The sequence below is a fragment of the Sphingobacterium sp. NPDC055346 genome (assembly GCF_053645235.1).
The window spans coordinates 55,498-81,775 of record NZ_JBSHMI010000001.1 but is presented as its reverse complement, the minus strand read 5'-3'; the positions used below and the strand labels follow the sequence as shown (position 1 = coordinate 81,775).

Genomic DNA, 26,278 nt, shown 5'->3' with positions numbered 1-26,278 from the left:
AAACAAAATTTAGATTCTTCGTTACTTTTGAAGCGCAAAAGTAACCAAACCGACGAAGGAGCTCACGGATACCAAAAACAACTCGAATCCGTAAACGCTTCGGCCCATTTAAGGTGGCTTTTCGCACGGGCTCCCGCACATGGATAGAATGCCTTGTTGTCGGGAATATCTTTCAATAGATCATCCCTTTTAAGGGGATGATCTTCTGAAAGCATTCCAAGGCCAATCCCATCGCACAGGTCAACGGCATTCTTTCCATCTCTCCGCCACTGGAAATGAGCCAGAGGCTAAAGGACTTCCTGAGGAAGGATAAATGTTTGTTAATTTTCCAAACATCCAGCAGGGGTGGAATATTTATCAATTAGCATATTATCTTGGTCCATCCTCGAATCCTTAATCCTGGTTCAAAACCCACTCAAATCTCCTATCTCCCATCTCATATCGATCCCAAGCAAACCATTCCATTTCCACGATGTTCTATTTATTAACAGCAGAAAGATTAATATTATGACAACATTACCTTAATATTACGCATTTGACTTCTGTATTTCTGACTATTATCGTAATTTTGTCAAAATTTTAGTTTTCAATTTGCTCTGAAGAGCAATTTTATAAATTTGTGTAGGGTTTTTATAACTCAGTGAGCTTTGATAGAGTTAATTCGATTAACCTTGGGTGTAAATGAAATTATTTAGGGTATGGCAAAGAAATTATATGTTTCCAATTCGACAGAGTCTTCGAGAATGTTCAAGAATGATTTTCTTGAATCGTTGACCAAGGTACATTATTCTGTTCCATTGATATTTTGGATTCCTGTTAAGATCTTTTTTATTTGGAGGGCATTGGTCCCTGGGGGATTGTCAGTTGGTACTGTCGTGATGTACTATATCTTTGGTCTGTTGTTTTGGACTTTGGCGGAATATGTATTGCATAGATGGGTTTTCCATTATGAACCGAGTTCAAAATTCGGTAAAAGAGTGCATTTTATTTTCCATGGGGTACACCATGACTATCCTAAGGATCGCTTGCGATTGGTTATGCCACTTTCTGCAAGTATCCCAATGGCAGCAATCATCTATTTTATCTTTAGCTTTTTCTTTTCGCCCTATACCTTAGCGGCATTCTTCTCGGGGTTCTTATTGGGTTACCTGATCTATGATGAATGCCATTATGCGATGCATCATGCTAATTTTAAATCAGGCTTGTTTAAAAGGATTAAGGATCACCACATGTTGCACCATTACTCGGAACCTGAAAAAGGTTTTGGGGTTAGTTCAGCTATCTGGGATGTAATATTCGGTTCTGGATTTAGCAAAAAGAAAGCTGCCCAAACAGATAAGAAAAAAGCTAATGAACTCAAGGAAGTCCAGCAACAACAATTAAATTAAATATATAAAGAAGGGGTTCAGATTTTCTGAACCCCTTCTTTTTTATGGCTGATTTTGTATTACCAGCGAATCAAAGCTGATCCCCAGGTGAATCCGGCGCCAAAAGCAGCCAGACATACCAAATCACCATCTTTTATTTTACCTTCCTCCCAAGCTTCGCAAAGTGCAATGGGCACCGAAGCAGCAGTGGTATTGCCATATTTCTGGATGTTATTGAAAACCTGGTCGTCTGACAAGCCCAAAGTCTTTTGGACGAACTGAGAAATACGAAGGTTTGCCTGATGAGGAATCAACATGTCAATATCCGCAGTTTTCAGGTTGTTTTTTGCTAAAGCTTCCCCAATTACTTCAGGGAATTTTACGACAGCTTTTTTGAATACGGCTTGGCCATCCATATATGGGAATGCTGAACCGTCTTCCAGCATTTCTTTGGTCATTAACATACCGCCCAATTCTACGTCTGGCCATTGTGGCATCTGTTCGCCCAAATAATAACCAGCAGAAGCACCAGGGTAGTACATCGCCAGTTTCTCTGCTTCGGCACCATCAGAATGAAGGTGTGTGCTCAAAATGCCTTTCCCTTCTTCTTTGGTTGGTTGCAATACCACAGCACCTGCACCATCGCCAAAAATTACGGAAACTGCGCGACCACGGGTTGAGAAATCCAATGCGAAGGAGTGTTTTTCAGAACCGACTACCAGGATGTTTTTGTACATACCTGTTTTGATGAACTGGTCGGCAATGGACAAGGCGTAGATAAACCCCGAACATTGGTTTCTAACATCTAATGCACCCACTTCCTTCATGCCCATTTCGCGCTGTAATAAAACGCCACAGCCCGGGAAATAGTAGTCAGGGGAAAGGGTAGCAAAAATAACAAAGTCGATTTCTTCTGCAGTGGTATTTGCTCTTTCAATGGCAATTTTGGAAGCTTCTACCGCCATACTGGTTGTTGTTTCACACACTCTATCGGCGAAACGACGTTCTTTAATCCCCGTACGCTCTTGAATCCATTCATCACTCGTGTCCATAAAACGGGTCAGGTCATTATTGGTATATACGTTCTTTGGGACATAGTATCCCAAGCCGGCTATTCTTGATTGAAACATAGGTCTAACTTTAATAAACAATTCAGCTAAATTACTGATTTATTTGAAAAATAAGCTATTTTTGCAGTATGAGCACTGAAGTTGAACAAGAAACATTTACCCTTGAAGAAATCCTTGCAGTTACCAAAGATTCCAACAAGTTGATTTTGTGGAATGATGATTTCAATACCTTTGACCATGTCATTCACTGTCTCATGCATTACCTCCAATATTCCGAAGCTGAAGCATCACGTATCGCCTGGACCGTACATACCAAAGGAAAGTGTACTATCCTGGAAGGTACCTATACCGAAGTCGAGGTCTACCGAAAGATCCTAAAAACTGAAGGATTAACCGTTTCGGTGGAATAAATACCCTCGTAATAATACAGTTACGAGCATTTAACTTTCTTAATTATTGCGCAACTTTGTGGCTGAAAACACTAAGAAAGATCCAAAATGCTATTGAAAAGATGCCTAAGCAGTTTATTTTTATTATTCCCTATTATTTTATTTGCCCAGAAAGTCGATATTCAAGGTCGAATTTTAGAACAAGATAGTATCAGGCCGGCAATCGGAGCCAGTGTAAGCTTGCTGTCGAATGTGAACAATGCCTATATCCGTGGCCAACAAACTAGCGCCAATGGTTCTTTTTCTATCCCAGATGTTGACCCTGGAACCTATAACCTTCAAGTGACCTATATTGGTTTTGCTACCTATACTCGTAATAATTTTGTTGTTACAGCGGGTAAAGATATAGACTTGGGTGCTATTGTATTGGCTGAAGAAGGGGAGAAGATCTCTGAAGTGGTTGTTCAAGGTAGGGTTCCTGACCTTCAGATTGGCATTGACAAGAAGGTTTTTGATGTTTCCCAAAGTATGGTCAGTGTTGGCGGATCTGCGCAGGACCTGTTGGGCAATGTCCCTACGCTGCAGGTAGAGTCTGATGGGAGCATCAGTCTTCGTGGATCGAGTAGTGTACGATTCTTGGTCGATGGAAAAGAATCGGCTATGGCAGGATCGGATATCAATGCTTTTCTACAATCCTTGCCAGCAGATGCTATTGCCAAGGTTGAAATCATTACCAACCCCTCTGCAAAATATGATGCAGAAGGACAATCAGGTATCATCAATATTATCCTTAAGAAAAATGCCCGCTTAGGCCTGAATGGATCGGTAACAGCTTCGGGTGGTTCCTATGAAAATGCAAATGCTGGAGTGACCCTTAATTATAGAGATGGCAAGGTGAATTATTTTGGAAACTATAATTTCAGTCGCCGTAATAATTTAGGGAGTGGCTTTTCAGATAACATCGATTATATCAATGGGGGAATAACCAATGAAAGCCCTAGGACCCAAAGTATCGAAGAAAGCAATCGACTAGGGTACAACCATACGATCCGATTCGGTACAGATTATTATATGAACGATAAGACAACATTGAGCTTGACCACCAACTTGAGCTTAAGGGATAATGAACGTGGGAATGATATCAACTATAATTATTGGAATGTTCCAGGATTGGGGACGACCAGTTTCCGTAATTCCTTGCAGAATGAAGATGATTTGGGAATTGATGCCCAAGTAGATTTTAAGCGTACATTAAAGCGTGAAGGGGAAGAGTTGACGGCCAATGTTTCCTTTGGTTATGATACAGAGGATGGTGTAAATGATTTCCATCAAACATTTGCAAACGGGAATGCGGATCTGAAGCGTGTGAACAATACCTCAGAGTCCGGTAAGAACTGGAACATGCAATTGGATTATGTTCTGCCATTAGGTGAGAACCATAAATTCGAGGCTGGATATCGCAGTATCTTAAGGTATTCCGATGAAAGTCAATATTCAGAAGAGCTTGATTCATTAACCCAGCAATTTCTTCCTGATTATCGGATTACGAACGATTTTGACATGACGAGCACCGTTCATGCGCTATATGCCAATTACCAAAAACAGATTACAGAGAAATTAGGAGCACAAGTTGGCTTAAGAGCTGAGCAAGCAAACCTGAATACCAATATCTATTCGCATGATTTAGATAACCCAAGCATTATTAAAAGTGACCAAGGTAAATTGGATTATTTCCGCCTATATCCAAGTGTTTTCTTAAGTTATGCTGTAGGAAAAGGACAGGGAGACAAAGTGCAGTTAAGTTATTCACGCCGTGTGCAGCGCCCAAGGGGATGGCAAGTGAACCCATTTATCGATGTTTCAGATGTTCAGAATTACCGTCAGGGTAATCCTAACTTGCTACCAGAAGATATTCATTCCACTGAATTGAGCTTTTCAAAGTTTTATGAGAAATGGAACTTTATTTCATCGGTGTTTTATCGTCGTGTGAACGATCAAACCCAGCCGGTGATCTATGATGAAAGCTTGATTGCTGATATTGTAGGAGATAGGACGAATGTAACCTATATGAAATGGGAAAATGCATCGGATCTGGATGCTTTTGGATTTGAGTGGATATCCAAGGTTAATTTAACCAAGTGGTGGGATGTTACAGCAAATGCCAATCTTTCACAAATTACTTTCCATCCAAAAGCCGGTCTGGGACTTGAAGGCAGAGAGTCGTTCAACTGGAACGGAAACCTGACGACAAACATAAAATTCACACCTACTTTTTCTGCTCAGGTCAGAGGAGATTATAGAAGTGGAATGAAGACTATGCAAGGTGAAATGAAGCCTATGCGTGGAGTTGATGTGGCCTTGAAAAAGGATGTGTTGAAGAACAAGGGTAGTTTAATGCTGAATGTACGAGATGCATTCAATACGCGCAAATTCCAAATGCACAATTACTTGCCGAACCGTGAGATGCAGTTTTCGCATAGATGGATGAAGAGGATGATTACCTTGTCATTTACCTACCGATTTGGTCTTCAAAATTTTGGAAGAAAAGACCGTGAGCAACAAGGTCCTGACATGGACGATATGGGCGGTCAACAATTTTAATACTTGATTTTACGATAAGATTATTTAAATTAGATTTTCACTTAATCAACTTTATACTATGAAAAGAAACTTTATGTATGTATTAGTAGGCGCAATCGGATTGACAGTTGCCTCATGTGCAACCAAGAACGCTTCCACGCAAAAAGGAGCAGATGTTCCTGCCTATGAAGTACTGGACCTGCCTAAAGTATCCCTTAAAGATTTTAAAAAGAACTCCGCTGGAGCATACGTTCTATTTGATGGAACATCATTGAATGGATGGAGAGGCTACGGCAAAGACCATGTGCCAAGTAAATGGGGCATTGATAACGGAACCTTGAAGTTTTCAAAAGCACCTGCTGGTGTGCAAAATCCTGAAGGTGGAGATTTGATCTTCGCTCATGATTTCAAAAACTTTGAACTGGAATTTGAGTGGAAGATTTCAAAAGGAGGAAACTCTGGAACCTTCTTCTTGGCTAAAGAAATCAAAGGACAGCCAATTTACATTTCAAGTCCTGAGTTCCAGTTATTGGATAATGAAAACCACCCTGATGCAAAACAAGGTGTTGATGGAAACCGTAAATCATCTTCATTGTATGATATGATCCCTGCGAAACCTCAAAATGCATTCCCTGCAGGCGAGTGGAACAGAGCTAAGATTGTTGTAAGCAAAGGAAAAGTAACGCATTACCAGAACGACGAGAAAGTTGTTGAATATGAATTGTGGACTCCTGAGTGGACTCAATTATTGGAAGCTAGTAAATTCAGCAAGGAAAAATGGCCTTTGGCATTTGAGTTATTGAATAACGTAGGTGGTAAATCGAAATCAGGTGTGATCGGATTCCAAGATCACGGTGATGATGTATGGTTGAGAAATATCACTGTAAAAGAATTATAATGTTTAAATTATTAAAACATTGGAAAGAGAGCTTTTTGAGCTCTCTTTTTTGTATGCTGCTATTGATAGCTTCCGCACAAGAGATCAAATGGCATGATGTGCTGAAAGAAAGTGCGTTGAAGGGCAGGGTTAAGGCTATAGGAGCTCATGACGGCTACGCCAGATTACCAGTGGCATTGAAAGGGGAGGTTCGGGATGCAGTCTGGAATTTGGGTCAGGATGCAGCAGGTGTTTATGTTGAGTTCAAGACTTCAGCAGCTTCCTTTTCCATTCGCTATCAAGTTGCGGGAGGGCTGAATATGCCGCATATGCCAACTACGGGGGTAAGTGGTTTGGACCTTTATACCAAAGCACCTAACGAGAAAGAATGGAATTGGATACATGGGAAATATAGTTTCAAAGATACCATTGGCTATACCTATGAAGATTTTGGATCCCTTTCGGGAAATATATTTAGGTTATACCTCCCGCTATATAATTCCGTAAAATGGATGGAAATTGGGGTAGCTGGTGATCTGAACTTTATCCATCAGAAGAGCAAGCCTATCATTGTATATGGAACTTCCATTGCTCAAGGTGCCTGTGCATCTAGGCCAGGTTTAGGCTGGACCAATTGGATGGGTAGGAACTTTGACCACGATGTTGTTAATTTGGCATTCAGTGGAAATGGCAGGTTGGAGCAACCTATTTTAGACTTGATCAAGCAGGAAGATGCTGCTGTATTTATTCTGGATTGTATCCCCAACCTATCGGTAGCGGGAGAGGATGGGAAAGATAAATTGACTAGCTTGATCAACAATGCTGTCAAGACCATCAGGGTAAAGCATCCTAAGACGCCAATCGTCATTGCTGCACACAGTTCTAGTGAGGTTCCAGGGGTTTTCAACATGAAGACCAATGCAGACTACCAAAGTCGTTCAAGAGTTGCTGAAAAGGCCGTGAAAGCTTTGCAAGGACAGGGAGATAAAAATCTTTATTGGCTATCAGAAAAGGAAATCGGATTGGATAGGAATTCAACGGTGGACTATGCCCATCCAAATGACTATGGAATGGAGAAAATCGCTGCCGCCTATACCAAATTATTGAGGAGCATCTTGAAATAAAATATGGGTTACAACAGCTATCAGGATTAAAATAGCTGTTGTAACTCTTTTAAATCCTTGATCATGTGATTGACATCTTCAGGTTTCTCAACCTCGAGCGGATTGAAGAAAATGGCTTCCAAGCCTGCATTCTGTGCTCCACGAACATCAGCATCTAAGTTATCCCCAATCATGACCGCTTCGGTTTTATTCGCGCCACCATTATTTAAGGCATGTTCAAAGATTCGGATATCGGGTTTATTGATACCGATGATCTCTGAAATGACAATGGTTTCGAAGTAGGGAGCAAGGTTGCTATGCTGTAATTTTTTCTCACAGGCCTCTTTAAAGCCATTTGAAATCAAGTGCAGGGTATATCTGTCCTTTAAGTAAGCCAAGGTCTCATGTGCATTAGGAAACAGATTGGTCTTGGTCGGACAGATTTCTAGGTATTCTTCTTCAAAAGCCAATGGGAACAATTCTGGATTGACCCCTAATTGGGTGAAAGTATCGGCAAACCTCAATTTTCTCAAGGTTGGTTTATCTATCTTACCATGGTGATACAGGTTCCATAGACGATGATTGTTTTCAGTATAGGTGGCAATGAACCTTTCCGAAGTGGGTAAATTGAAGATATCGTTGAAGGAATATCTGAAATAAAGTTCATGCAGGGTTTCTTCGGCATTTCTATCAAAATCCCAAATGGTATGGTCTAAATCGAAAAATAAGTGTTTTTTATCGTTGAACATGTGCAAATATAAGGTCAATAGCTGGCTGAATCAACCAGGAATCTAAGTTTACTGTCATAAAGTATGGCTTGCTTCCTAATGAAGCCGTATTTGAGTACATTTGCGCAGGAAACATCAAGTATGAGAAAAGCTTTATTTCTATTTTATTTTCTTGTCTTTTATGCGATTACCCAATTATTGTGGTGGGGATTTATCTTAGTAAAGTTTGAACCCGACCGCAAGGGAATGATCATAGGAGAAGGTCTGATTTTCTTGTTGATCTTTATATGGGGAGCTTTGAAGCTGAAGAAACATGTAAAAAGAGAACATGAGATCAGCCAGCAACAGCAGAACTTCCTATTGGCCATCACTCATGAGCTTAAATCCCCCTTAGCATCTGTAAAACTCTATATTCAAACGATATTGAAACGTGATCTGGATAGAGAGCAGCAGAAGGTCTTTTTAGGGAATTCCCTAAAGGATATCGAACGCTTGGATGATCTGGTTGAAAACATCCTGTTGACGACTAAATTAGAGAATAGAGCCTATCAACTGCCGAAAGAGGCTTTTAATGTCACTGAATTGGTGGAGCAGATCGTGGATAGATTGCAGAAGAATGCCTGTAAATCCCAAGTCATCAAGCCTGATTTGGACGGAGATATTGAGTTGAAGGCAGATAAATTTGCGATCAGCAATGTGATTACAAACTTGATTGAAAACGCTGTAAAATATTCACCTCCTTGTGCAACTGTTTATGTCAAGTTGAAGAAACAAGGCAATAACCTGTTATTTTCGGTTACAGATCATGGCGAAGGAATACCTGATGATGAAAAAAAACTTATATTTAATAAGTTTTATAGAGTAGGTAGTGAAGCGACCCGAAAAACCAAAGGCACTGGTTTAGGGTTATATATTGTTAAGACAGTATTACAAAAACACAATGCAACCATTAGGGTAAAGGATAATACCCCTACTGGGAGTATCTTTGAAGTAATTTTTGAAAATTATGCAAACTAAACAACGTATACTATTAGTTGAAGATGAGGAACATCTGTTAGAAGCGATCAAGTTGAATCTAGAGCTTGAAGGCTACCGTGTGACGACGGCAACAGATGGTAAAAAAGCATTAAAAATATTTAAGGAAGAACGTTTTAACCTGATTATCCTGGATGTAATGATTCCGGAAATCGATGGCTTCCAAGTTGCAGAAACCATAAGGCTTCAGAATTCGGAAGTTCCTATTATGTTCTTGACGGCCAAAAACAGTTCAGAAGACCGTATTACAGGCCTTAAAAAGGGAGCTGACGATTATTTAGTGAAACCATTTAACTTGGAAGAGCTGATTTTGCGCGTGAGCAATTTGATCCGCCGTGGTATGAAAGGAGATGACCTGAAAGAGTTGAATTCATACAGTATTGGTGACAAGACCATCTATTTCAATTCCTTTGAGCTACACCATGCTGATGGTAGCATTACTTCTTTGACAAAGAAAGAAACGATGTTGCTTAAATTATTGATAGAGCGCAGAAATGAGGCAGTTTCCCGTGAGCAGATCTTGGAGACAGTTTGGAATTATGATGTGTACCCATCAACACGTACGATCGATAATTTTATCTTGACCTTTAGGAAGTATTTTGAACCTGATCAAAAGCATCCGATTTATTTCCATTCCATCCGTGGAGTCGGTTATAAGTTTACAGACAACTCGAACTAAACGAATAGATGACTAATCAAGCTCGAAAAATAGTAATCGCAATTGCGATTGCTTTTCTATTGTATGCCATTTATGCCAAGCATTATAATATTGCGGTCTATATCTTTGGAGGTATTACCTATTTGGTATGGAGCTACCTGAAAGAGGGCACCGTTTACTTGGCGACCCAAGCTTTTCATAAGCAAGATTACGAGAAAACAAAGAGATTGCTGGCTGAGATCAAGAATCCGGATAAACTACGTAAAGGAAGAAGAAACTTTTATGAGTTTATGATGGGCAATATAGCCTTGAAGGAGGATAGGATCGAGGAGGCCGAATATCATTTTCAGCTAGCCTCAAGGTTGCCTTGGCGTAAGGACAATGAAAAGGGAATGGTCCTGATCAATCTAGCGAACATCAACTTGAGGAAGCATGATTATGAAAGAGTGCAGGCCTATTTGGATGTGGCGAGTAAATTGAGGCTGACGGCCAGACAACAGTCAATTATTGAGAAAATACAAAACGAAGTAAATAAGAATAAGTAGTGGACAAAAATTTGAAAAACGATCTATTGATTCGCGCTGCGTTGTCGCAGCCTACGGAACGACCTCCAGTATGGATGATGCGTCAAGCAGGAAGGTTTATGAAAGAATATTGGGAAATCAAGAACAAGTATTCTTTCTTGGAAATGTGCAAAACCCCTGAGATTGCCGCAGATGTTACCATGCTGCCAATAGACCTATTAGGTGTTGATGCAGCTATTTTATTTTCGGATATCTTGGTTACGGCCGAGGCAATGGGGGGAGACCTATCCTTTGAACAAGGTGTAGGCCCGAGATTCTCCAATCCGATTAGGACAGTGCAAGATGCCGAGAATCTATCGGTAGATTGTTTGGATAAACTACAGTATGTTGCTGATGCCATCAAAGTAATCCAAGGCCGATTAGACGGTAAAGTGCCTTTGATCGGTTTTGCAGGTGCGCCATTTACCATTTTGAGCTATTTGGTTGAAGGTGGTTCTTCCAAGGATTTCAAATTGACTAAAACCTTGTTGAACAATCAACCTGAATTGGCACATTCCATTTTGCAGAAGATTGCCGATGTAACGATCAATTACATGAATATGCAAATCGATGCAGGTGTTAATGCGTTGCAGTTATTCGATAGCTGGGCATTGGCATTATCATGGAATGATTACCATGAGTTTTCGCATAAATACAATAAATACATTATTTCTAAATTGAACAGAAAAGACGTACCGGTTATTTCTTTCTGTAAGGGAAGTTCTGTATTTGCACCGATTATGGCAGAAGCACAACCAGATGTGGTTTCTGTAGATTGGAATGCTGATTTATTGAACATCAAAAAATCCTTGCCTAACAATATGGCTGTTCAGGGTAACCTGGATCCATTTGTGCTTTATGCAGATAAGCCAGTGATCAAGAAAAAGATCTTAGATCTATTTGAACGTATGCGTGGAGAGGATGGATTTATCTTTAACCTTGGACACGGTATCATGCCTGATATTCCTTTTGACAACGTGAAATACGCTGTAGAAACCATTAAGGAATTCAGATACTAAGAAAATATCAAATTCAGATATGGGAGCTGTCACGATGTGGCAGCTCCTTTCTTTTTAGCTATTAATTCATTACCCTATCATGTCAATATTTGCTGATTTAATTTATATTTTTGAGGATTAATACAAATTATGGTCTATCTATACGCGAAAGCAATCCATATTATTTTTGTTATCTGCTGGATGGCTGGGCTTTTTTATATGCCGAGGTTGTTTGTCTATCATACGGAAGCCAAACAGAAATCTGAAATCGAATATCAAGTTCTGCATAAGCAGTTTGTTATTATGGAGAATAGGCTGTGGTGGGTGATCACAACGCCTTCAATGTATTTAGTCATTATTTCTGCCTTGGTCATGCTCTATATCAATCCAGCGCTGTTGTCTACAGGATGGATGCAGATCAAGTTGGGTTTTGTTGCTGCCTTGATAGCCTATCACTTTATTTCCCAAAAGATCATGTACAGGTTAAGGGATGAAAAGTCCAATTGGACCTCAACGCATCTACGGATGTGGAATGAGGTTTCTACGATTATCTTGTTTGCTATTGTCTTCCTGGTGATCCTTAAATCTGCAATAGGATGGGTATTTGGTGTTCTGGGAATCTTTGGGTTGGGAATTTTACTGATGATACTTGTTAAGCTTTATAAGAAATACCGAAAGAGTAAAGGGGAGCAGGTTGACTAATTTATATGCTATGAAGAAATTACTTTGGATATTATGTGCTTTTATTTTTCCTATTTCCCTACATGCGCAGGAACATAATTGGGCCTTTGGGATTTACAGTGATCTAAAATTAGACGATGCAGCTTATGATGCCAGTTTCGGGGTTCAGGGTAAGTATGATTTTACGAATCGATCTGCGGTCCAAGCCCAGATTCATGGAAGAGGAGATCTACTGGCTGTTGGTGCCGACTATCTTGTGAGTATTTTTAATAAGGAGAAATCCAATTTCAATATCTTCTTGGGTGCAGGTTTGGGACAAGAGTTCTTTACCTATGAAAATGCAGTTGGCGCTGAAGGGGATGAGCCCATGCCTAGAAAGGAAAACTTTACCAAAGCTAATGGGCAAGTAGGGATCAGTTATTATTTCCCTAGTGTAGATTTATCTCTTTATACAGGGTATAAAGTGAAATATCAATTTAAAGATGAAGTTACTGAGCCCAATTATGTGATGTTGGGACTGAGATATCATATTTGGTAATTGTTTTGGAGGTTAATTGCCTCCAAAACAGATATATTTTACCTCGATATACTCATCGAGACCATATTTTGACCCCTCTCTACCTAAACCGGATTGTTTAACGCCTCCAAAAGGTGCTGAAGCATTCGAAATCAATCCTGTATTTACTCCGACCATGCCCGCTTCCAATTGCTCCGCAACGCGGAAACATTGATGTACATCTTGGCTAAAGAAATAGGATGCTAGGCCAAATGGAGTGTCGTTGGCCAATTTGATTGCCTCTTCTTCAGTCTTGAATTTGAATAAAGCACATATAGGGCCGAAGGTCTCTTCCGTTGCAATGATACTATGGGCAGGCATATTGGAAAGGACCGTTGGTTCATAGAATAAACCTTTCATTGCTTTTCCACCGGTCTCAATTTTTGCTCCTTTGTCAATAGCATCTTGCACATGTTCTTCAACTTTTTTAAGTCCTTCTTCATTGATTAATGGACCTACCTGAGATGTTTTCTTTAATCCATCCCCAACTTCCAATGCTTTTACTGCTTTGCTTAGTTTTTTGGTGAATTCATCGTAAATATCCTCCTGAACATAGAATCTATTGATGGAAACACAGGTTTGTCCGGTATTCCTAAACTTACCTGCCACTGCACCTTCAACAGCTTTGTCAATATCTGCATTGTTGAATACCAGGAATGGGGCATTTCCACCAAGTTCAAGGGAGATCCTTTTGATCGTTGAAGCTGCCTGTTCCATAAGGGTCCGACCAACCGAGGTAGATCCTGTAAAGGAAATCTTCCTGATTTTCTCATTAGTGGCTAATTCTTTTCCTATTCCTTTGCTGTCTTTGGAGGTAATGACATTCAATACTCCCTTCGGAACTCCGGCTTCATCGGCTAATTTTGCCAATGCAATAGCGGAGAAGGGTGTTTGGGAGGCGGGTTTCAGTACGACGGTACAACCGGCTGCCAAGGCAGGGCCAACTTTACGTGTGATCATCGCCAAAGGGAAATTCCAAGGGGTAATCGCCGCAACGACACCAACACCTTGTTTGATGGTTTGCATCCTAGCGTTTCCAGCAAGTGAGGGGATGGTTTCCCCATAAGCACGTTTTCCTTCTTCCGCAAACCAGTCAATAAATGAATTGGCATAATCGACCTCAGTTAGGGATTCCTTAATAGGTTTGCCACTCTCTAGGGTCATGATCTCTGCGAGTTCCTGTTTATGCTCATTGATCAGGTTGTAAAGATTCCTTAAGATTTTAGATCTTTCGCCTACAGGTGTATTCTTCCAAGGGTCCCAAGATTTGTAGGCGGTGTCAACAAATTTCTGACAATCTTTTACCGTTAAGTTTGGTAAAGATCCTACAGGTTTTAAAGTAGAGGGATTGATGACTTCAAATGTGTCTTTGGAACTGATAAAAGATCCATTCAAATATGCTTTTTCTATTAATAGGGAATTCTTCATAGTCAATTTTTTATTCGAACAAATGGGAATGGTAAATGTTTAAGCCAAGAATAAAGACCTTAGATAAAAACAAAATGGAGGTTTTTAGGCCTCCATTGTTATTTTTTAAAGATTACTTAGGGTGTGACCCATTTTGTCTCTTTTAGTTTTCAAATATGCTTCGTTGTATTTGTTGGGAATGATTTCGATTGGTACATTATCGACCACTTCAAGACCATAACCGATCAATCCTGCACGTTTAGTTGGATTGTTGGACATGAGGCGCATTTTGGTGACACCCATGTATCTCAAGATCTGAGCACCAACACCATAATCACGTAAATCTGGTTTGAAACCTAATTCTAGGTTCGCGTCAACCGTGTCAACGCCAGTTTCCTGAAGTTTATAGGCATGTAATTTATTGACAAGGCCGATTCCTCTACCTTCTTGGTTCATATAAACGATAATACCTTTTCCTTCTTTCTGGATCATCTCCATAGCTTTATGGAGCTGAGGACCACAATCGCAACGGCATGAGCCGAAGATATCGCCAGTCACGCATGAGCTGTGCACACGTACCAAGATAGGTTCATCTTCTTTCCATTCACCTTTGTATAGGGCCAAATGCTGTTCGCCTGTATTCTTTTGGGTAAATGCTTTCATTTTGAAATCACCCCATTCTGTTGGCATTTCAACACTTACTTCCTCTTGGATCAGCGTATCATGCTTCAAGCGATATTCAATAAGGTCTTCAATAGAGATGATCTTAAGGTCGAATTTCTCTGCAACCTTTATTAAATCTGGAAGGCGAGCCATTTCACCATCATCCTTCAAGATCTCTACTAGCACACCTGCAGGTTCAAAGCCCGCAAGACGAGCTAAATCTACTGAAGCTTCTGTATGACCGGTCCTGCGCAATACCCCACCATCTTTTGCGATCAATGGGAAAATGTGACCAGGACGACCTAATTCCTCAGGCTTTATATTGGGATCAATTAATGCTTTGATTGTTTTTGAACGGTCAGAAGCTGAAATACCAGTGGTACAGCCATACCCTTGAAGGTCTACAGATACAGTGAAGTTAGTTTCATATACAGCTGTATTGTTGTTGACCATTAAACCTAAGTTTAATTCCTTACAACGTTCTTCGGTCAATGGAGCACATACCAAGCCTCTACCATGTGTGGCCATAAAATTAATGACCTCTGGAGTGGCATTTCTAGCTGCGGTTACAAAGTCTCCTTCATTCTCACGGTCTTCATCGTCTACAACAATGATAACCTTTCCAGCTTTAATGTCTTCGATTGCTTCTTCAATCGTATTTAATTGAATTTTCATTTGTTTTAAATATTAATGCAAAGGTAGGGGTATTTAGCCATTATTTTATAAGTAAGTTGTCATAAAAACGCTATTGGGTAAGCAAACCAACTGAATCTAATCGACCTCAACGGGCATATGCTTGTTTCTGTACTCGCTTGGCCGAATCTGATAATGGTCAAAGTACACTTTAGAGAAGTGATGTGCATATTTAAAACCAGTTAAATATGCGATTTCCTTGATCTCTAATTCTGGGTTTCTTAAGAGTTCCTGTGCTTTTTTCATCTTTTGCCTCCGGATGTACACAAAGACGGTGTCGCCAAAGAGTTCTTTAAAGCAGTTTTTAAGTTTAAATTCATTGATTCCAAATTGCCTACATAAAGTCTTGATACGTAGGTCCTGATGATAGTTTTGGTCTAAAAACTCCTTCAATGACATCATGTTATCGATATCAGATTGATTCCATTTAACTTGGTTGATCTGGTTGTTTGCTCCAGCAAAGACCGTTATCATTAATTCTATGGCTTTGATTCGAATGAATTGTTTTGCGAAGTCGGATTGGTATTGGTGATGAAGCAAATCCTGGATCAGCTGTTGTTGTTGGGCAGTTATCAGTGTCGCTTTTCTACAGAAAGTGTAATTTTTTAAAAGGAAATGCGCTTTTAACTGTTGCTCTGAATAGCCTTGGGTCCCTAACAACTGGAATAGAAATTCCTGATCCATATAGATGTCCAATACCTTTCGAGAGCTATTGTAAGCAATGTGTCCTTGGGGATTGGGAATATTTATGAATTGATAGTGGTTGCTTGGAATTATGATGCAATAATGGTTTTTACTTTCGAAATGGCAATTTCCTTCAATTTCAAATTGGACTTTTATCAGATGCGAATCATGCTGGATGCTTAATTTAAAAGGCTTAAAAAGATTCCATTCTTGATATTTGATGGATATGGACTCATCATTAAACTCTAACAACCTTCCTTCCATGTATTCATTGGACAGAAACCTGCTCGAAAAACCATTGTCTATTTGTAAGTTTTCAGCATTTGTCAATTGATCATTCAGTTGCTCCCTAGCATAGAATTCCTTAAATGTAATTGACGGTAATTTATCCATTATTTGTTGTTGAATATCCCTTTTTTGTTATCAAGGGGTATTCAAAAGTAATACTTTTGCAGCATTATTTATAATTATTCTAAATAGGTTTCTTGGACAGTTTGGGGAACTGTCTGTCTTCAACGCAGTAAGAAATAAGGATTCTAGTTCTTTAGCCTGTTTCCGGGTCAGAATGAAAAGAAAGATAAAATGATGGAAACCGTCCGATAAAACGCAGACTACTTATGAAAACAACAAATAAAACAGTGAATTTTAATTATTTATTATGCTATTACAAATCAAACTATGCACCATTCTATTGTTGTTTTCCCTTACAGTTCAAGCTCAGTCCGTTATTAAAGGATTGGTGCACAATGAAAATAATGAACCTCTAGGTCAAGTGACCGTTTTAATTAAATCGACTTCCAATAACACCAAACAAGTGATTTCAACTGACCAGAAAGGCTATTTTACTCTCGAACTGGAATATGGAAACTATGATCTACAAATATCATATCTTGGTTATTCTAATTATATTAAAAAAGATCTTCACTTAGCTTCCAAACATGTTGATCTGGGAAGCATAAACCTATTTCCTTCCTCTCAATCCTTAGAAGAAATAGAAATTAAGGGTGAAAGAAAGTTAATTGAAAGACTCTCAGACCGAATGGTAATCAATATTGAAAACAGTATCCTTGCCGACGGTATGACAGCTCTAGAAATCCTTCAACGAGCTCCGGCTGTTAAAGTGGATGACGATGGTAATATCAGCATGCGCGGAAAGTCTGATGTCGCAGTAATGATCAATGGTAAATTGTCCTATTTATCCCCTCGGGATCTTGCAACTTTGCTAAAAGGGACATCCTCATCATCCATCAAAAGTGTCGAATTGATTACGAATCCCTCCGCTAAATACGATGCCCAGGGAATGGGTGGTATGATCAATATTGTTATGAAGAATGATAAAAAGGCAGGGTTCAATCTATCGGTCAATAGTTATGGGGGAGCTGGAAGGAAAGAAAGATATGGCGCCGGTTTTAACCTGAATAGTCAAAAGAACAAGTGGAACTTTATCTTAGGTTTTGACAAAGGCTTTAGAGGTGAAGAAGAATATCGAACCTTTAGCCGTTTCTTTGAAAAGAATCCAACAGAATCCCTAAGCAGAAAGTCCATTCAATATTCCCATACCAACGAACCCCTACAGACTAATAATGCAAAGGCGGGTATTGATTTTCAGGCAACTGAAAAACTCAGTTTGGGAATTGGCTGGTCAGGAAGTTTTGGAACCTATAAGAACTTTAACCAAGGTTACAACAATATCCTTTTCAGTAATGAAGAGCTTATTTCCAATTCATTGACCGATAACAGCAATATCAGTAAATGGAATACCCATACCTTAATGGCCAATTTGCAGCAGAAAATAGGTTCGAAGGAGAATTTACTGTCTGCAGACTTTGAATACCTAAATGCCGATTATAAAGCGGATCAAAAATTGACCTCTGATTTTCAAAAGACCATCCATCAGCCTGCCTTTCTTTCCAAAAGAAAGAACCAAACCCCCTCAATTACCAAATTATATGTAGGCAAGCTTGACTATTTACAACATATCAATGAGCATCAGCGATTGGAACTAGGTTGGAAAAGCAGTTTTATGAATGCCGATAATAATGCGATCAATGATACCTTAAAGGCAGGTAACTGGGTCAATGATGGAAGCACCAGCAATCATTTCCTTTACGAGGAGCATATACATGCTGGATATGCTAATTATCATTTAGAATCGAACGACTGGAATTTCACGGCTGGGCTACGGGTTGAAAAGACCTATTCATTAGGGAATCAACTGACCAGTAAACTTCAAAATGAGCGAAATTATACCAACTGGTTTCCAGGTACCTCCATCAGTAAAAAAATTGGAGAAAAACATAATGTACAGTTTTCATATAGTAAAAGAGTCAATAGACCTGACTATGAAGATCTGAATCCCTTTCGCTATTATATCGATGCATTTGTTTTCTACGAAGGAAACCCTCTTTTGCAACCCGAATTAGCCAATGTGTTTGAATTGAATTATAGCTTTGGAAAGAACCTGCATGCATCCTTCTATTATACCGATGTGAAGGATGTGATGACAAGTGTATTGACGCAAATCCCAGCTCAAAACGTAACTATTCGCTCCATTGCCAATATTGAAGGCTTTCGGAACAAGGGAGTGAATGTCAACCATTCCTATGTTCCCCTGAATTTTTGGACAACCATTAATAACGCCAATATTTTTGAAAACCACTATTTCGGCGAGTTCAACAAGGAAGAAATTGATAACCGTGAATGGTCCTATACAATCCAATCCAATAATATCTTTAAACTGCCTAAAAAATGGTCCTTAGAGTTAAATGGACAATACAATTCTCCACAAACAGATGGGGTATTACGTCAAAGGGGATTTGGTTTTATGTCTGCAGGAATAATGAAAAATATATGGAGTGATAAGGTCGCCCTAAAACTGGCGGTCAATGATATCTTCAAATCTATGACCTATCAAACCGAATCTTATGCCGGTGGAGTAAGGATGAAACAGAACTTTAATCTTGATAGTAGGACTTTCATTTTTTCAGCAACCATAAAAGTTGGAAAGGACCTCAATGGAAGACATAGGAAAAAGGAAAGTGATGAACAGAATCGGGTAAGGGGAGGAAGTTAACCCAATCGATAATGAAAAATCCACCTTCCCCAAGGTGGATTTAAACCAAATTAAAAACTATATTGACTAACTAACTCTTTATTAAGAATGATTTGTTAAATGTGAGGAAATAGATTAAGCCATTTAAAATAGGTTTAGGTTAATTATTCCCCACATATCAAATCTTTTTACAAATTCTTACATGTTTTTGAATAATCGAAAATAATATAATTAGCCTTAAAGAACTTTGCCTTAATTAACAAATATCTACACTATATTAACAGGTAGTTGACGAGATTCGATATTCTATCGCGTACTATTGATTCATTCCAAACAATTTTTTGGCTCCAGCTATTAATTCAGATACACTACCTTTGAAATACTATGAAAAAACTATTAATCTGTTTAATCAATTTATCAATCTGTACTACCTTGAGCGCACAAAACAATTTAACGGCAGAACAATCAAATCCCAAAGAAATGGGGTGGATGAAAGGCTTTCCACCTGCTAAAGACAGCACCCTGTCCCTGTTTGATGGCAGTTTTTTTCAATTTCCAGGCTTACGCTATAGTGTCTGTCATATGCGTGAATTTATGCCGACCAAAGTGGTTCAGGCAAATCAAAATGATAGATATAGCTTTGAAAGCAAAATAGACAGTGAATTGGATAAGGTGACTTTTATTCCATTGGGAGAAAAATCTCCAATAAACTTTAAAGAATCATTGGATAAGACTTATGCCGATGGCATTATCATTCTGCATAAAGGGAAAATTATTTATGAAAAATATTTTGCAGAGCTGGATCAGGAGGGTACCCATGCAGTAATGTCTGTAAGCAAAACTTTTACAGGAACTTTAGGGGCCAGCTTGGTTGCTGAGGGCATTTTGGATGAAAATAAATTAGTCCAGGATTATGTCCCAGAACTCAAGAACTCGGCCTTCGGAGATGCTACTGTCAGACAGGTCTTGGATATGACCACTTCGCTGGATTATTCGGAGGATTATGCTGATCCGAATGCAGACATTTGGGTGTTTTCGGCAGCAGGAAATCCAGTTCCGGTTCCTAAAGATTACAAAGGGCCGACCAATTATTATGAGTTTCTTGAAACTGTAAAAAAAGCAGGGAAGCATGGCGAAGCTTTTGGTTATAAAACCATTAACACCGATGCAATGGGCTGGGTAATCAGTAGGGCAACTGGTAAAAGCATCCCTGAATTGCTTTCAGAAAAGATTTGGAAACCCATCGGAGCTCATCACGATGGATATTATCAAATTGACCGCTCTGGAATTGCGTTTGCAGGCGGTGGCTTTAATGCCAACCTGAGGGATTTGGCCATGTTTGGGGAGATGATCCGAAACAATGGTCAGTTCAATGGCAAACAGGTATTAAAGAAGGAGGTTATTGATGATATCCGTAAAGGAGGGAAGCAATCGGATTTTGCCAAAGCAGGCTACAGCAATTTAAAGGATTGGAGCTACCGCAATATGTGGTGGATATCCAACAATAAGCATGGTGCATTCTGCGCAAGGGGCGTGCATGGACAGACGATTTACATAGATCCAACGGCCGAAATGGTCTTGGTTAGATTGGCTTCCCACCCGGTGGCAAGCAACACCGCCAACGACCCGTACTCTCTGCCCGCTTATGATGCCGTAGCAAACTATCTGTTGAACAAGAAATAACCAGAAGGCTCTCAGACAAGACTGAGAATTTTAGGTAAAAATATAATCAAAGCAACTACAACAGCGGTCACTGCGCTGATTAAAACAGCTCCAGATGCTAAATCTTTGATGATCTTAATATGAGGATGAATATCTGTGGTCAAATGGTCACAGATATTTTCTATTGAAGTATTTAAGGTCTCCGTAGTAAAAACAAAACCAATGCAAATCACGATTGCAACCCACTCCATACTACTTATTTCAAGTAACCAACCGGCAACCACGACCATGATTGCAGCAGTGACATGGATCCTAGCATTATGTTCAAGCTTCAAAAGATGAGCTAAACCAGCAAAGGAATATTCAAAACTCTTGATTCTTTTTTTAAGGCTGAATGGCTCTTTTTCTTTGGACATTTCTCTTTATGATAATTATTGCCGAACTGGATTTTCTCAAAGGTATCAATTCCTGTTTATTTGAAAAAGTTAGGGACAATTAATGAGAATTTGATGGAATAAAATATTTTGTCATAAAATATTAAGATTTCACCCAAAAATCGAGATATTTTAATTTCTAATTTCATTCTAATATCACACTTATACCCCTCTAATAGCATTTTATTTCCTTTGAGTATGAGAGAAAATCAAACTCATTTTCTATGCTAACTAACAAAAATCTCTTTTTAGGAATATGTTTTATTGTGCCAATTATTTTAAAGGCTCAAAATCAAGATCAGACAGCTCCCGATACCTTAAAGGTTTATCAGGTCGAGGAGGTAGAAGTCAATTCAAAATATTACAAACGCTATAATATCAAGGAGATGTCGGAGGGATTAAGGCTTCGAACTTCCTTGTTAAACACATCCCAAAATATTCAGATCTTAGATGGCGAGGTTTTCCGTGATCAAGCTGTAACCAACTTAAACGAAAGCCTGACCAGAAATGTCAGTGGTACCATGCGTGAAGAACTGCATAATGGTATATCACCTGATATCTATTCCAGGGCTGGCTATATTTCAGCTCAAAGAAATGGAGTGGACCTTAGACCTTTGGGAAAAGGCCCAATTGGAGATGATGTTGCGGTAATCGATCGGGTAGAATTCCTGAAGGGTCCAGCCGGTTTTATGCATGCCATGAGCGATCCAGCAGGATCCTACAATGTAGTCACTAAAAAACCAACAGGCGAGACCCGGAGAAGTATCGATGTGCTGATGGGGAGTTTTAACCAAATGCGGGCAGCAATTGACTTGGATGGGAAGTTTGATGGTGCAGAAAAGCTTCAATATCGCTTGAACCTGATGGGCATGAAAGCCAATGGCTTTATGGAACATGATCGAAACAACAGGATTCTTTTTGCGCCATCCCTAAAGTACCAAATCAACGAAAAATCCTCCATAACGGCAGAATATATCTATCAGCAGTTGAACTATTTGTTGTTGAGTGAGGCTCAGATGTCTCCTTACGGATATGGTACCCTGCCTGTAGATTTTACCATAACCGACCCAAGCGTCCGTCCTTTTTCGGGCAGTGATCACAATATGTTCCTGACCTATCAGAATAGCTTTAAAAATAATTGGGAATTCACTGCAAAAGCCAGCTATATCAAGATGGGCTATGATGGGTCCATTTTTTGGGTAAATGGTGCTAATAAGCAAAATCCAGATATCCTTGATCGTAATCTGGTCTATGATTCCAATAAGTACAATGTCTTCTCTACCCAATTCTATCTGAACGGGAACTTCAATACCGGAAGTCTAAAACACAATTTCATTACAGGAGTCGATATCAATAATAAATCGTCCAACAGCCGGGATACCTGGGGAACTGCTACAGCGGTCTATCCACTTTCCATATCCAATCCGGTCTATTCAACGACCATCATGAATAATGGCATAGGTGGTGACTTTGCCTCTGAGAATGATTTCTATTCTGAGGGTAATATTGTTGAAAGACGACTGTTCTATGCATCCGTGTATGCCATGGATGAATTGAGCATGCTAAACGATAAATTAAGGATTACCCTTGGATTGCGATTGACAGCATCAAAAGGAAACTCTACAGACTATGGTGCAAAAACAGAAACCGATGACTTGGTGTTGACTCCAAGAGTAGGCATAAACTATGCCTTGACTAAAGATGCTTCCCTATATTTCTTGCATGACCGCACTTATTTACCACAATCGGGTATCTCGGTAGATGGGAATGCATTGGAACCTATCCGAGGTATCAATTATGAACTAGGTTTCAAACGCGATTGGTCCGAAGGAAGATGGAACACAACATTGGCCGTTTACCATATCGAACGTAATCAACTTGTTTCTGTCGATCCTACTTCTAACTTGATCTATCAAACAGGTGTGAGCCAATCCAAAGGTTTCGAATTTGATATGAAAGGGCAGCTTGCCAAAGGATTGAATGCCATTGTCAACTATGCTTATACGGATTCAGAAATCACGGAGGATGAATATAACCCAGAGCTTATTGGAAGAGCAACCCCCAATTTGGTGAAGCATATCCAGAATACTTGGCTGAACTATTATTTACCTATCCCAAAGCTTAGCGGCTTTTCTCTATCTGCCGGTTACCAGTTACTCATGGGAAGGACAGAAAGGTTCCCTAATGCCAGTTCGCAACCCCTGGAAGATAATTTCCGATTGGATGTAGGTGCTGGCTGGAATAACGAAAAATATAAAATAAACCTTATCGTAAATAATGTATTGAACCGGAAAATGTATTCTACAGCATGGAGAAATGGGGCAAATGATATGTACTATTGGGTACAGATGGCGCCAATCCATGCAAGACTTTCCCTACGTGTTAACTTATAATCAACAACATGAAAAATTCAATTAAGATCATATCAAACCTGTTAGGAATAATGTTGGTTTTCCTAGTGGTATCTTGTAATACTTCACAAAACAACCAAAAGGAAGAAGCTAAATCAGCTATCATGGTAGAAGATGCCTTGGGGGCCACAATTAATCTTGACAAACCTGTGAAACGAATCGTGTGTCTGGATGAACCAGGTTTGGATGCTTTATTTGTTTTGGGTGCTGAAAAGTCTTTGGTAGGTATTTTCAATGATGTCTACATGAGCCAAGAACTGTATCCTTATTATTCAAAGATGAGTGCAGAGATTGCAGAGAGAAAAATACCTGCACCGGGCTTGAACAACCAAGGAAATATTGAAAATATCATTGAGCTCTCACCGGATTTGGTCATTGCCGCTTCAACCCAAAAAGATTTGATCGAAACCCTTCGTAATGCAGGTGTACAAGTATACGCCTTGAATGCAATCTCTGAGGAGGAGGTCTATAAAACCGTTGAAGATATTGGCATTCTGACAGGTAATGAGGATAGGGCCAAAGAGATTGTTTCCTATACAAAATCGGAAGTGAACAGAATGCAGAATGAAGTTGCAGGATTAAATGAAAAGAGACGGGTATATTTTACGGGTGCTTACGGAAGGATCCTTTCTACTACCGGAATAAATGGGATGATGCATTCTTGCCTGACCATGGCAGGTGTTGAAAATGTCTGTCCATATGAAGTCGGATTCCCTACCATTAATCCTGAAACATTGATAGAATGGAACCCTGATATGATCGTCATGTGGAATGATAGCCCAAACCTTTTTTATGACCGTAAGGAGTTTGCAGGAATTACCGCAATTAAAAACAAACAGATCTTTAACCTCGATCCGATGTTCTTTTACAATCCACATACCCTAAAGGCTTTGTGTACAGCAGCACTGATCAATGAATGGGCTTACCAAGGTGATAGTGCCCAGACCACGCAAAGGATTACTGAGGTCTTACAGAAACTATATGGAAACGAGAAGTCTGAAAGATTGGTGGAATTGCTTTAAAGAAATTGGAAAAACAACATATAGTCCATTACGGCCTATATTCTACATATAGAAAAAAGCTCGATGTATATCGAGCTTTCTATTTTTACAAGGACTTGATTTTCCAAGTGTGCAAACCTTTTAAAATTTAAATCCTTTATATTCCTAAAGATTGATGATAAGATGAATATTGAAGATAAAATCCTTGAATCCGCCCTCAGGAATGAAAAACCCATCATTACCGATGAAATCGTAGCATACTATCGAAAAAATCCAGCAGAACTGGATTCCATGGTCAATCAATCCATCTTCCAAGCCAAATTCTTAAAATATTTCTTTGTTCTAGGCCTTGGCCTAACCATCGCCGTGAGACTCCTTCGCTATTTCTTTGATGATGATGCCTTTGGTGAATTTGTCGATAGAATTATTTTAGATGTCCTATCCGAGATAGGGATCGCGATTTTTGGAGGAGCTTTGACCGTATACTTATTGGAATTCTTGAGGAAGAAACACTTTCAAGAAAGTATCCTATTTAGAAAAGAGGTGAAAAGAAGAATCAAAGAATTGGAGAAGGAACAGAAAGATTAAGAATCAATACCCAAACCATTCTGGGTAAAAAATCCTCACCAACCTCAATTAAAAGATCGAAGAAGGTCTTCTTCGGCTAGCGGCAGAATTGCAAGCGGTTGAGTTAGTGGAAGATGTAAGATCTTTCCCTAAATCAAATATAGCAAAGCTCTATTTCCACCCTACGTTTAAATACTTTCTACTAAATACCAAAAAAGCTCATCGTAAGATGAGCTTTTTTCCAGTAGCGGGGAGCAGGATCGAACTGCCGACCTCAGGGTTATGAATCCTGCGCTCTAACCATCTGAGCTACCCCGCCGTTTTTCGGTATGCAAAGATAGCAATAAGGAATAATTATCAAAGAAAATTTTATACAATTTTAGACTTCAAATCCTCAATTTTCAGCAGAATCGCTACAATCAATTTATATTCAAAAAGATAGCCTCAAGGGAAATTAACCTAAATTTCCGCAGTCATCTTGATCTGGAGCAATTCTGCACTGTTAATAATGCTGTTTTTGTGAATAAAAGATTTTTGTAGTTTTTTTTGAATAACGGATTTATTCATTATACTTACAAAAAGTAGCATGTAAAACATGCACATCGAGTACTAACAAAAATATTAAGATCTACTTATACATATCAAATGGCAGAAAAGATTAAATTAAACTTAGAATATGTATTAAATTCTTCACCTAGAATCCTCTTTCCTTACCTTCAGGAGCCAAATGAGCTTGCTCAATGGTTTGCAGATGATGTGAATTATCACGATGGTATTTATGAATTTATTTGGGACAATGAATCCCACCGCGCTAAGTTGATTGCAACTAAAGAAAACAAAAGCGTAAAGTTCAAATGGTTGGATGATGAACCGTATTTCTTCGAAATTGAAATCATTCAAGATGAATTGACCAATGATGTAGCATTGAGTGTTACAGATTATGTGAAAGAAGATAATTTGGACGATAGAAAACTAATTTGGAATAACTCTATCGGTTACCTGCAAAGGGTAATCGGAGCATAGAAATACTTAATAAACGGAGGCCTCTAAATATTCTTTGGGGGCCTCTTTATATCCTGACCATACTTGTATTTTGGAA

The 26,278-nt window shown here is 39.2% G+C and carries 23 protein-coding genes and 1 tRNA gene; 17 read left to right on the top strand and 7 right to left on the bottom strand.

Going from position 1 to position 26,278, the window contains the following annotated elements; genetic code table 11:
• Window positions 1-698: 698 nt before the first annotated feature.
• Complete coding sequence (locus tag ACWICE_RS00340) at window positions 699-1,388, top strand: sterol desaturase family protein (protein ID WP_237219437.1); 690 nt, start codon at window positions 699-701, stop codon at window positions 1,386-1,388.
• Between the two features lie 59 nt (window positions 1,389-1,447).
• Here the strand turns inward: ACWICE_RS00340 and ACWICE_RS00335 are convergent, their stop codons facing one another.
• Complete coding sequence (locus ACWICE_RS00335) at window positions 1,448-2,497, bottom strand: 3-oxoacyl-ACP synthase III family protein (protein WP_454297388.1); 1,050 nt, start codon at window positions 2,495-2,497, stop codon at window positions 1,448-1,450.
• A gap of 68 nt (window positions 2,498-2,565) precedes the next feature.
• Here ACWICE_RS00335 and ACWICE_RS00330 point away from each other — a divergent pair, with 68 nt between their 5' ends.
• From ACWICE_RS00330 to ACWICE_RS00315, 4 genes are all read left to right on the top strand, one after another.
• Complete coding sequence (locus tag ACWICE_RS00330) at window positions 2,566-2,847, top strand: ATP-dependent Clp protease adaptor ClpS (protein ID WP_093098694.1); 282 nt, start codon at window positions 2,566-2,568, stop codon at window positions 2,845-2,847.
• 87 nt (window positions 2,848-2,934) lie between these two features.
• Window positions 2,935-5,427 (top strand): TonB-dependent receptor domain-containing protein, encoded by a 2,493-nt coding sequence (locus ACWICE_RS00325; protein ID WP_454297387.1) that lies wholly within the window; start codon window positions 2,935-2,937, stop codon window positions 5,425-5,427.
• Window positions 5,428-5,485: 58 nt separating this feature from the next.
• Window positions 5,486-6,304, top strand: coding sequence for a 3-keto-disaccharide hydrolase (locus tag ACWICE_RS00320; protein ID WP_185210874.1), 819 nt, complete (start codon window positions 5,486-5,488; stop codon window positions 6,302-6,304).
• Window positions 6,304-7,407: an SGNH/GDSL hydrolase family protein gene (locus tag ACWICE_RS00315; RefSeq protein ID WP_454297386.1), complete on the top strand. Its 1,104-nt coding sequence runs from the start codon at window positions 6,304-6,306 to the stop codon at window positions 7,405-7,407. The genes ACWICE_RS00320 and ACWICE_RS00315 overlap by 1 nt, the downstream gene beginning before the upstream one ends.
• Window positions 7,408-7,433: 26 nt before the next feature.
• Here ACWICE_RS00315 and ACWICE_RS00310 read toward each other — a convergent pair whose 3' ends face one another.
• A complete protein-coding gene (locus ACWICE_RS00310; RefSeq protein WP_185210871.1) occupies window positions 7,434-8,135 on the bottom strand; it encodes a YjjG family noncanonical pyrimidine nucleotidase in 702 nt (233 codons plus the stop codon).
• A gap of 120 nt (window positions 8,136-8,255) precedes the next feature.
• Between ACWICE_RS00310 and ACWICE_RS00305 the strand changes: the two genes are divergently transcribed.
• From ACWICE_RS00305 to ACWICE_RS00280, 6 genes are all read left to right on the top strand, one after another.
• Window positions 8,256-9,131 carry a sensor histidine kinase gene (locus ACWICE_RS00305; RefSeq protein WP_185210870.1) on the top strand — a complete coding sequence of 292 codons (876 nt, stop codon included), beginning with the start codon at window positions 8,256-8,258 and terminating at the stop codon, window positions 9,129-9,131.
• Entirely contained in the window at window positions 9,121-9,828 is a 708-nt protein-coding gene (locus ACWICE_RS00300) for a response regulator transcription factor (protein WP_185210868.1), read from the top strand. The genes ACWICE_RS00305 and ACWICE_RS00300 overlap by 11 nt, the downstream gene beginning before the upstream one ends.
• Before the next feature lie 8 nt (window positions 9,829-9,836).
• Window positions 9,837-10,352 (top strand): hypothetical protein, encoded by a 516-nt coding sequence (locus ACWICE_RS00295; RefSeq protein ID WP_185210867.1) that lies wholly within the window; start codon window positions 9,837-9,839, stop codon window positions 10,350-10,352.
• 11 nt (window positions 10,353-10,363) lie between these two features.
• Window positions 10,364-11,389 (top strand): uroporphyrinogen decarboxylase, encoded by a 1,026-nt coding sequence (gene hemE / locus ACWICE_RS00290; protein WP_185210865.1) that lies wholly within the window; start codon window positions 10,364-10,366, stop codon window positions 11,387-11,389.
• Window positions 11,390-11,518: 129 nt separating this feature from the next.
• The gene (hemJ, locus tag ACWICE_RS00285) at window positions 11,519-12,070 is read left to right on the top strand and encodes a protoporphyrinogen oxidase HemJ (RefSeq protein ID WP_185210864.1); all 552 of its coding nucleotides are present in this window, start codon (window positions 11,519-11,521) and stop codon (window positions 12,068-12,070) included.
• Between the two features lie 10 nt (window positions 12,071-12,080).
• A complete protein-coding gene (locus tag ACWICE_RS00280; RefSeq protein WP_454297385.1) occupies window positions 12,081-12,587 on the top strand; it encodes a hypothetical protein in 507 nt (168 codons plus the stop codon).
• A gap of 12 nt (window positions 12,588-12,599) precedes the next feature.
• Here the strand turns inward: ACWICE_RS00280 and ACWICE_RS00275 are convergent, their stop codons facing one another.
• The 3 genes from ACWICE_RS00275 to ACWICE_RS00265 form a co-directional block, all read right to left on the bottom strand.
• Window positions 12,600-14,033: an NAD-dependent succinate-semialdehyde dehydrogenase gene (locus tag ACWICE_RS00275; protein ID WP_454297384.1), complete on the bottom strand. Its 1,434-nt coding sequence runs from the start codon at window positions 14,031-14,033 to the stop codon at window positions 12,600-12,602.
• A 105-nt stretch (window positions 14,034-14,138) separates the two neighbouring features.
• Window positions 14,139-15,350 (bottom strand): bifunctional 3,4-dihydroxy-2-butanone-4-phosphate synthase/GTP cyclohydrolase II, encoded by a 1,212-nt coding sequence (locus ACWICE_RS00270; protein ID WP_185210858.1) that lies wholly within the window; start codon window positions 15,348-15,350, stop codon window positions 14,139-14,141.
• Between the two features lie 96 nt (window positions 15,351-15,446).
• Window positions 15,447-16,445, bottom strand: a complete 999-nt coding sequence (locus ACWICE_RS00265; protein WP_254526324.1) for a helix-turn-helix domain-containing protein — start codon at window positions 16,443-16,445, stop codon at window positions 15,447-15,449.
• Window positions 16,446-16,710: 265 nt separating this feature from the next.
• Between ACWICE_RS00265 and ACWICE_RS00260 the strand changes: the two genes are divergently transcribed.
• Both ACWICE_RS00260 and ACWICE_RS00255 read left to right on the top strand, forming a co-directional pair.
• A complete protein-coding gene (locus tag ACWICE_RS00260; protein WP_454297383.1) occupies window positions 16,711-19,125 on the top strand; it encodes an outer membrane beta-barrel protein in 2,415 nt (804 codons plus the stop codon).
• A 363-nt stretch (window positions 19,126-19,488) separates the two neighbouring features.
• Window positions 19,489-20,787 (top strand): serine hydrolase domain-containing protein, encoded by a 1,299-nt coding sequence (locus ACWICE_RS00255; RefSeq protein ID WP_254526322.1) that lies wholly within the window; start codon window positions 19,489-19,491, stop codon window positions 20,785-20,787.
• Between the two features lie 11 nt (window positions 20,788-20,798).
• On the opposite strand, the gene ACWICE_RS00250 is transcribed toward ACWICE_RS00255, so the two are convergent.
• Window positions 20,799-21,182: a diacylglycerol kinase gene (locus ACWICE_RS00250; RefSeq protein WP_454297382.1), complete on the bottom strand. Its 384-nt coding sequence runs from the start codon at window positions 21,180-21,182 to the stop codon at window positions 20,799-20,801.
• Window positions 21,183-21,424: 242 nt separating this feature from the next.
• Between ACWICE_RS00250 and ACWICE_RS00245 the strand changes: the two genes are divergently transcribed.
• The 3 genes from ACWICE_RS00245 to ACWICE_RS00235 all read left to right on the top strand — a co-directional run bounded on the left by ACWICE_RS00245 (window position 21,425) and on the right by ACWICE_RS00235 (window position 25,200).
• Complete coding sequence (locus ACWICE_RS00245; RefSeq protein WP_454297381.1) at window positions 21,425-23,593, top strand: TonB-dependent siderophore receptor; 2,169 nt, start codon at window positions 21,425-21,427, stop codon at window positions 23,591-23,593.
• Window positions 23,594-23,601: 8 nt separating this feature from the next.
• A complete protein-coding gene (locus ACWICE_RS00240; protein ID WP_454297380.1) occupies window positions 23,602-24,633 on the top strand; it encodes an ABC transporter substrate-binding protein in 1,032 nt (343 codons plus the stop codon).
• A 162-nt stretch (window positions 24,634-24,795) separates the two neighbouring features.
• Window positions 24,796-25,200 carry a hypothetical protein gene (locus ACWICE_RS00235; RefSeq protein WP_254526318.1) on the top strand — a complete coding sequence of 135 codons (405 nt, stop codon included), beginning with the start codon at window positions 24,796-24,798 and terminating at the stop codon, window positions 25,198-25,200.
• Window positions 25,201-25,424: 224 nt separating this feature from the next.
• Here ACWICE_RS00235 and ACWICE_RS00230 read toward each other — a convergent pair.
• Window positions 25,425-25,498, bottom strand: a tRNA-Met gene (locus ACWICE_RS00230).
• 326 nt (window positions 25,499-25,824) lie between these two features.
• On the opposite strand from ACWICE_RS00230, the gene ACWICE_RS00225 reads away from it, so the two are divergent.
• Window positions 25,825-26,202: an START-like domain-containing protein gene (locus tag ACWICE_RS00225; RefSeq protein WP_093098723.1), complete on the top strand. Its 378-nt coding sequence runs from the start codon at window positions 25,825-25,827 to the stop codon at window positions 26,200-26,202.
• Window positions 26,203-26,278 lie beyond the last annotated feature (76 nt).

What these genes read in the sequence shown, in the direction of transcription:
- hemJ (WP_185210864.1), top strand. Translation starts at nt 11,519, where the DNA reads ATGGTCTATCTATACGCGAAAGCAATCCATATTATTTTTGTTATCTGC.
- ACWICE_RS00235 (WP_254526318.1), top strand. Translation starts at nt 24,796, where the DNA reads ATGAATATTGAAGATAAAATCCTTGAATCCGCCCTCAGGAATGAAAAA.
- ACWICE_RS00250 (WP_454297382.1), bottom strand. Translation starts at nt 21,182, where the DNA reads ATGTCCAAAGAAAAAGAGCCATTCAGCCTTAAAAAAAGAATCAAGAGT.
- ACWICE_RS00280 (WP_454297385.1), top strand. Translation starts at nt 12,081, where the DNA reads ATGAAGAAATTACTTTGGATATTATGTGCTTTTATTTTTCCTATTTCC.
- ACWICE_RS00300 (WP_185210868.1), top strand. Translation starts at nt 9,121, where the DNA reads ATGCAAACTAAACAACGTATACTATTAGTTGAAGATGAGGAACATCTG.
- ACWICE_RS00265 (WP_254526324.1), bottom strand. Translation starts at nt 16,445, where the DNA reads ATGGATAAATTACCGTCAATTACATTTAAGGAATTCTATGCTAGGGAG.
- ACWICE_RS00325 (WP_454297387.1), top strand. Translation starts at nt 2,935, where the DNA reads ATGCTATTGAAAAGATGCCTAAGCAGTTTATTTTTATTATTCCCTATT.
- ACWICE_RS00320 (WP_185210874.1), top strand. Translation starts at nt 5,486, where the DNA reads ATGAAAAGAAACTTTATGTATGTATTAGTAGGCGCAATCGGATTGACA.
- ACWICE_RS00260 (WP_454297383.1), top strand. Translation starts at nt 16,711, where the DNA reads ATGCTATTACAAATCAAACTATGCACCATTCTATTGTTGTTTTCCCTT.
- ACWICE_RS00270 (WP_185210858.1), bottom strand. Translation starts at nt 15,350, where the DNA reads ATGAAAATTCAATTAAATACGATTGAAGAAGCAATCGAAGACATTAAA.
- ACWICE_RS00255 (WP_254526322.1), top strand. Translation starts at nt 19,489, where the DNA reads ATGAAAAAACTATTAATCTGTTTAATCAATTTATCAATCTGTACTACC.
- ACWICE_RS00305 (WP_185210870.1), top strand. Translation starts at nt 8,256, where the DNA reads ATGAGAAAAGCTTTATTTCTATTTTATTTTCTTGTCTTTTATGCGATT.
- ACWICE_RS00225 (WP_093098723.1), top strand. Translation starts at nt 25,825, where the DNA reads ATGGCAGAAAAGATTAAATTAAACTTAGAATATGTATTAAATTCTTCA.
- ACWICE_RS00275 (WP_454297384.1), bottom strand. Translation starts at nt 14,033, where the DNA reads ATGAAGAATTCCCTATTAATAGAAAAAGCATATTTGAATGGATCTTTT.
- ACWICE_RS00240 (WP_454297380.1), top strand. Translation starts at nt 23,602, where the DNA reads ATGAAAAATTCAATTAAGATCATATCAAACCTGTTAGGAATAATGTTG.
- ACWICE_RS00330 (WP_093098694.1), top strand. Translation starts at nt 2,566, where the DNA reads ATGAGCACTGAAGTTGAACAAGAAACATTTACCCTTGAAGAAATCCTT.
- ACWICE_RS00295 (WP_185210867.1), top strand. Translation starts at nt 9,837, where the DNA reads ATGACTAATCAAGCTCGAAAAATAGTAATCGCAATTGCGATTGCTTTT.
- ACWICE_RS00310 (WP_185210871.1), bottom strand. Translation starts at nt 8,135, where the DNA reads ATGTTCAACGATAAAAAACACTTATTTTTCGATTTAGACCATACCATT.
- ACWICE_RS00340 (WP_237219437.1), top strand. Translation starts at nt 699, where the DNA reads ATGGCAAAGAAATTATATGTTTCCAATTCGACAGAGTCTTCGAGAATG.
- ACWICE_RS00335 (WP_454297388.1), bottom strand. Translation starts at nt 2,497, where the DNA reads ATGTTTCAATCAAGAATAGCCGGCTTGGGATACTATGTCCCAAAGAAC.
- ACWICE_RS00245 (WP_454297381.1), top strand. Translation starts at nt 21,425, where the DNA reads ATGCTAACTAACAAAAATCTCTTTTTAGGAATATGTTTTATTGTGCCA.
- ACWICE_RS00315 (WP_454297386.1), top strand. Translation starts at nt 6,304, where the DNA reads ATGTTTAAATTATTAAAACATTGGAAAGAGAGCTTTTTGAGCTCTCTT.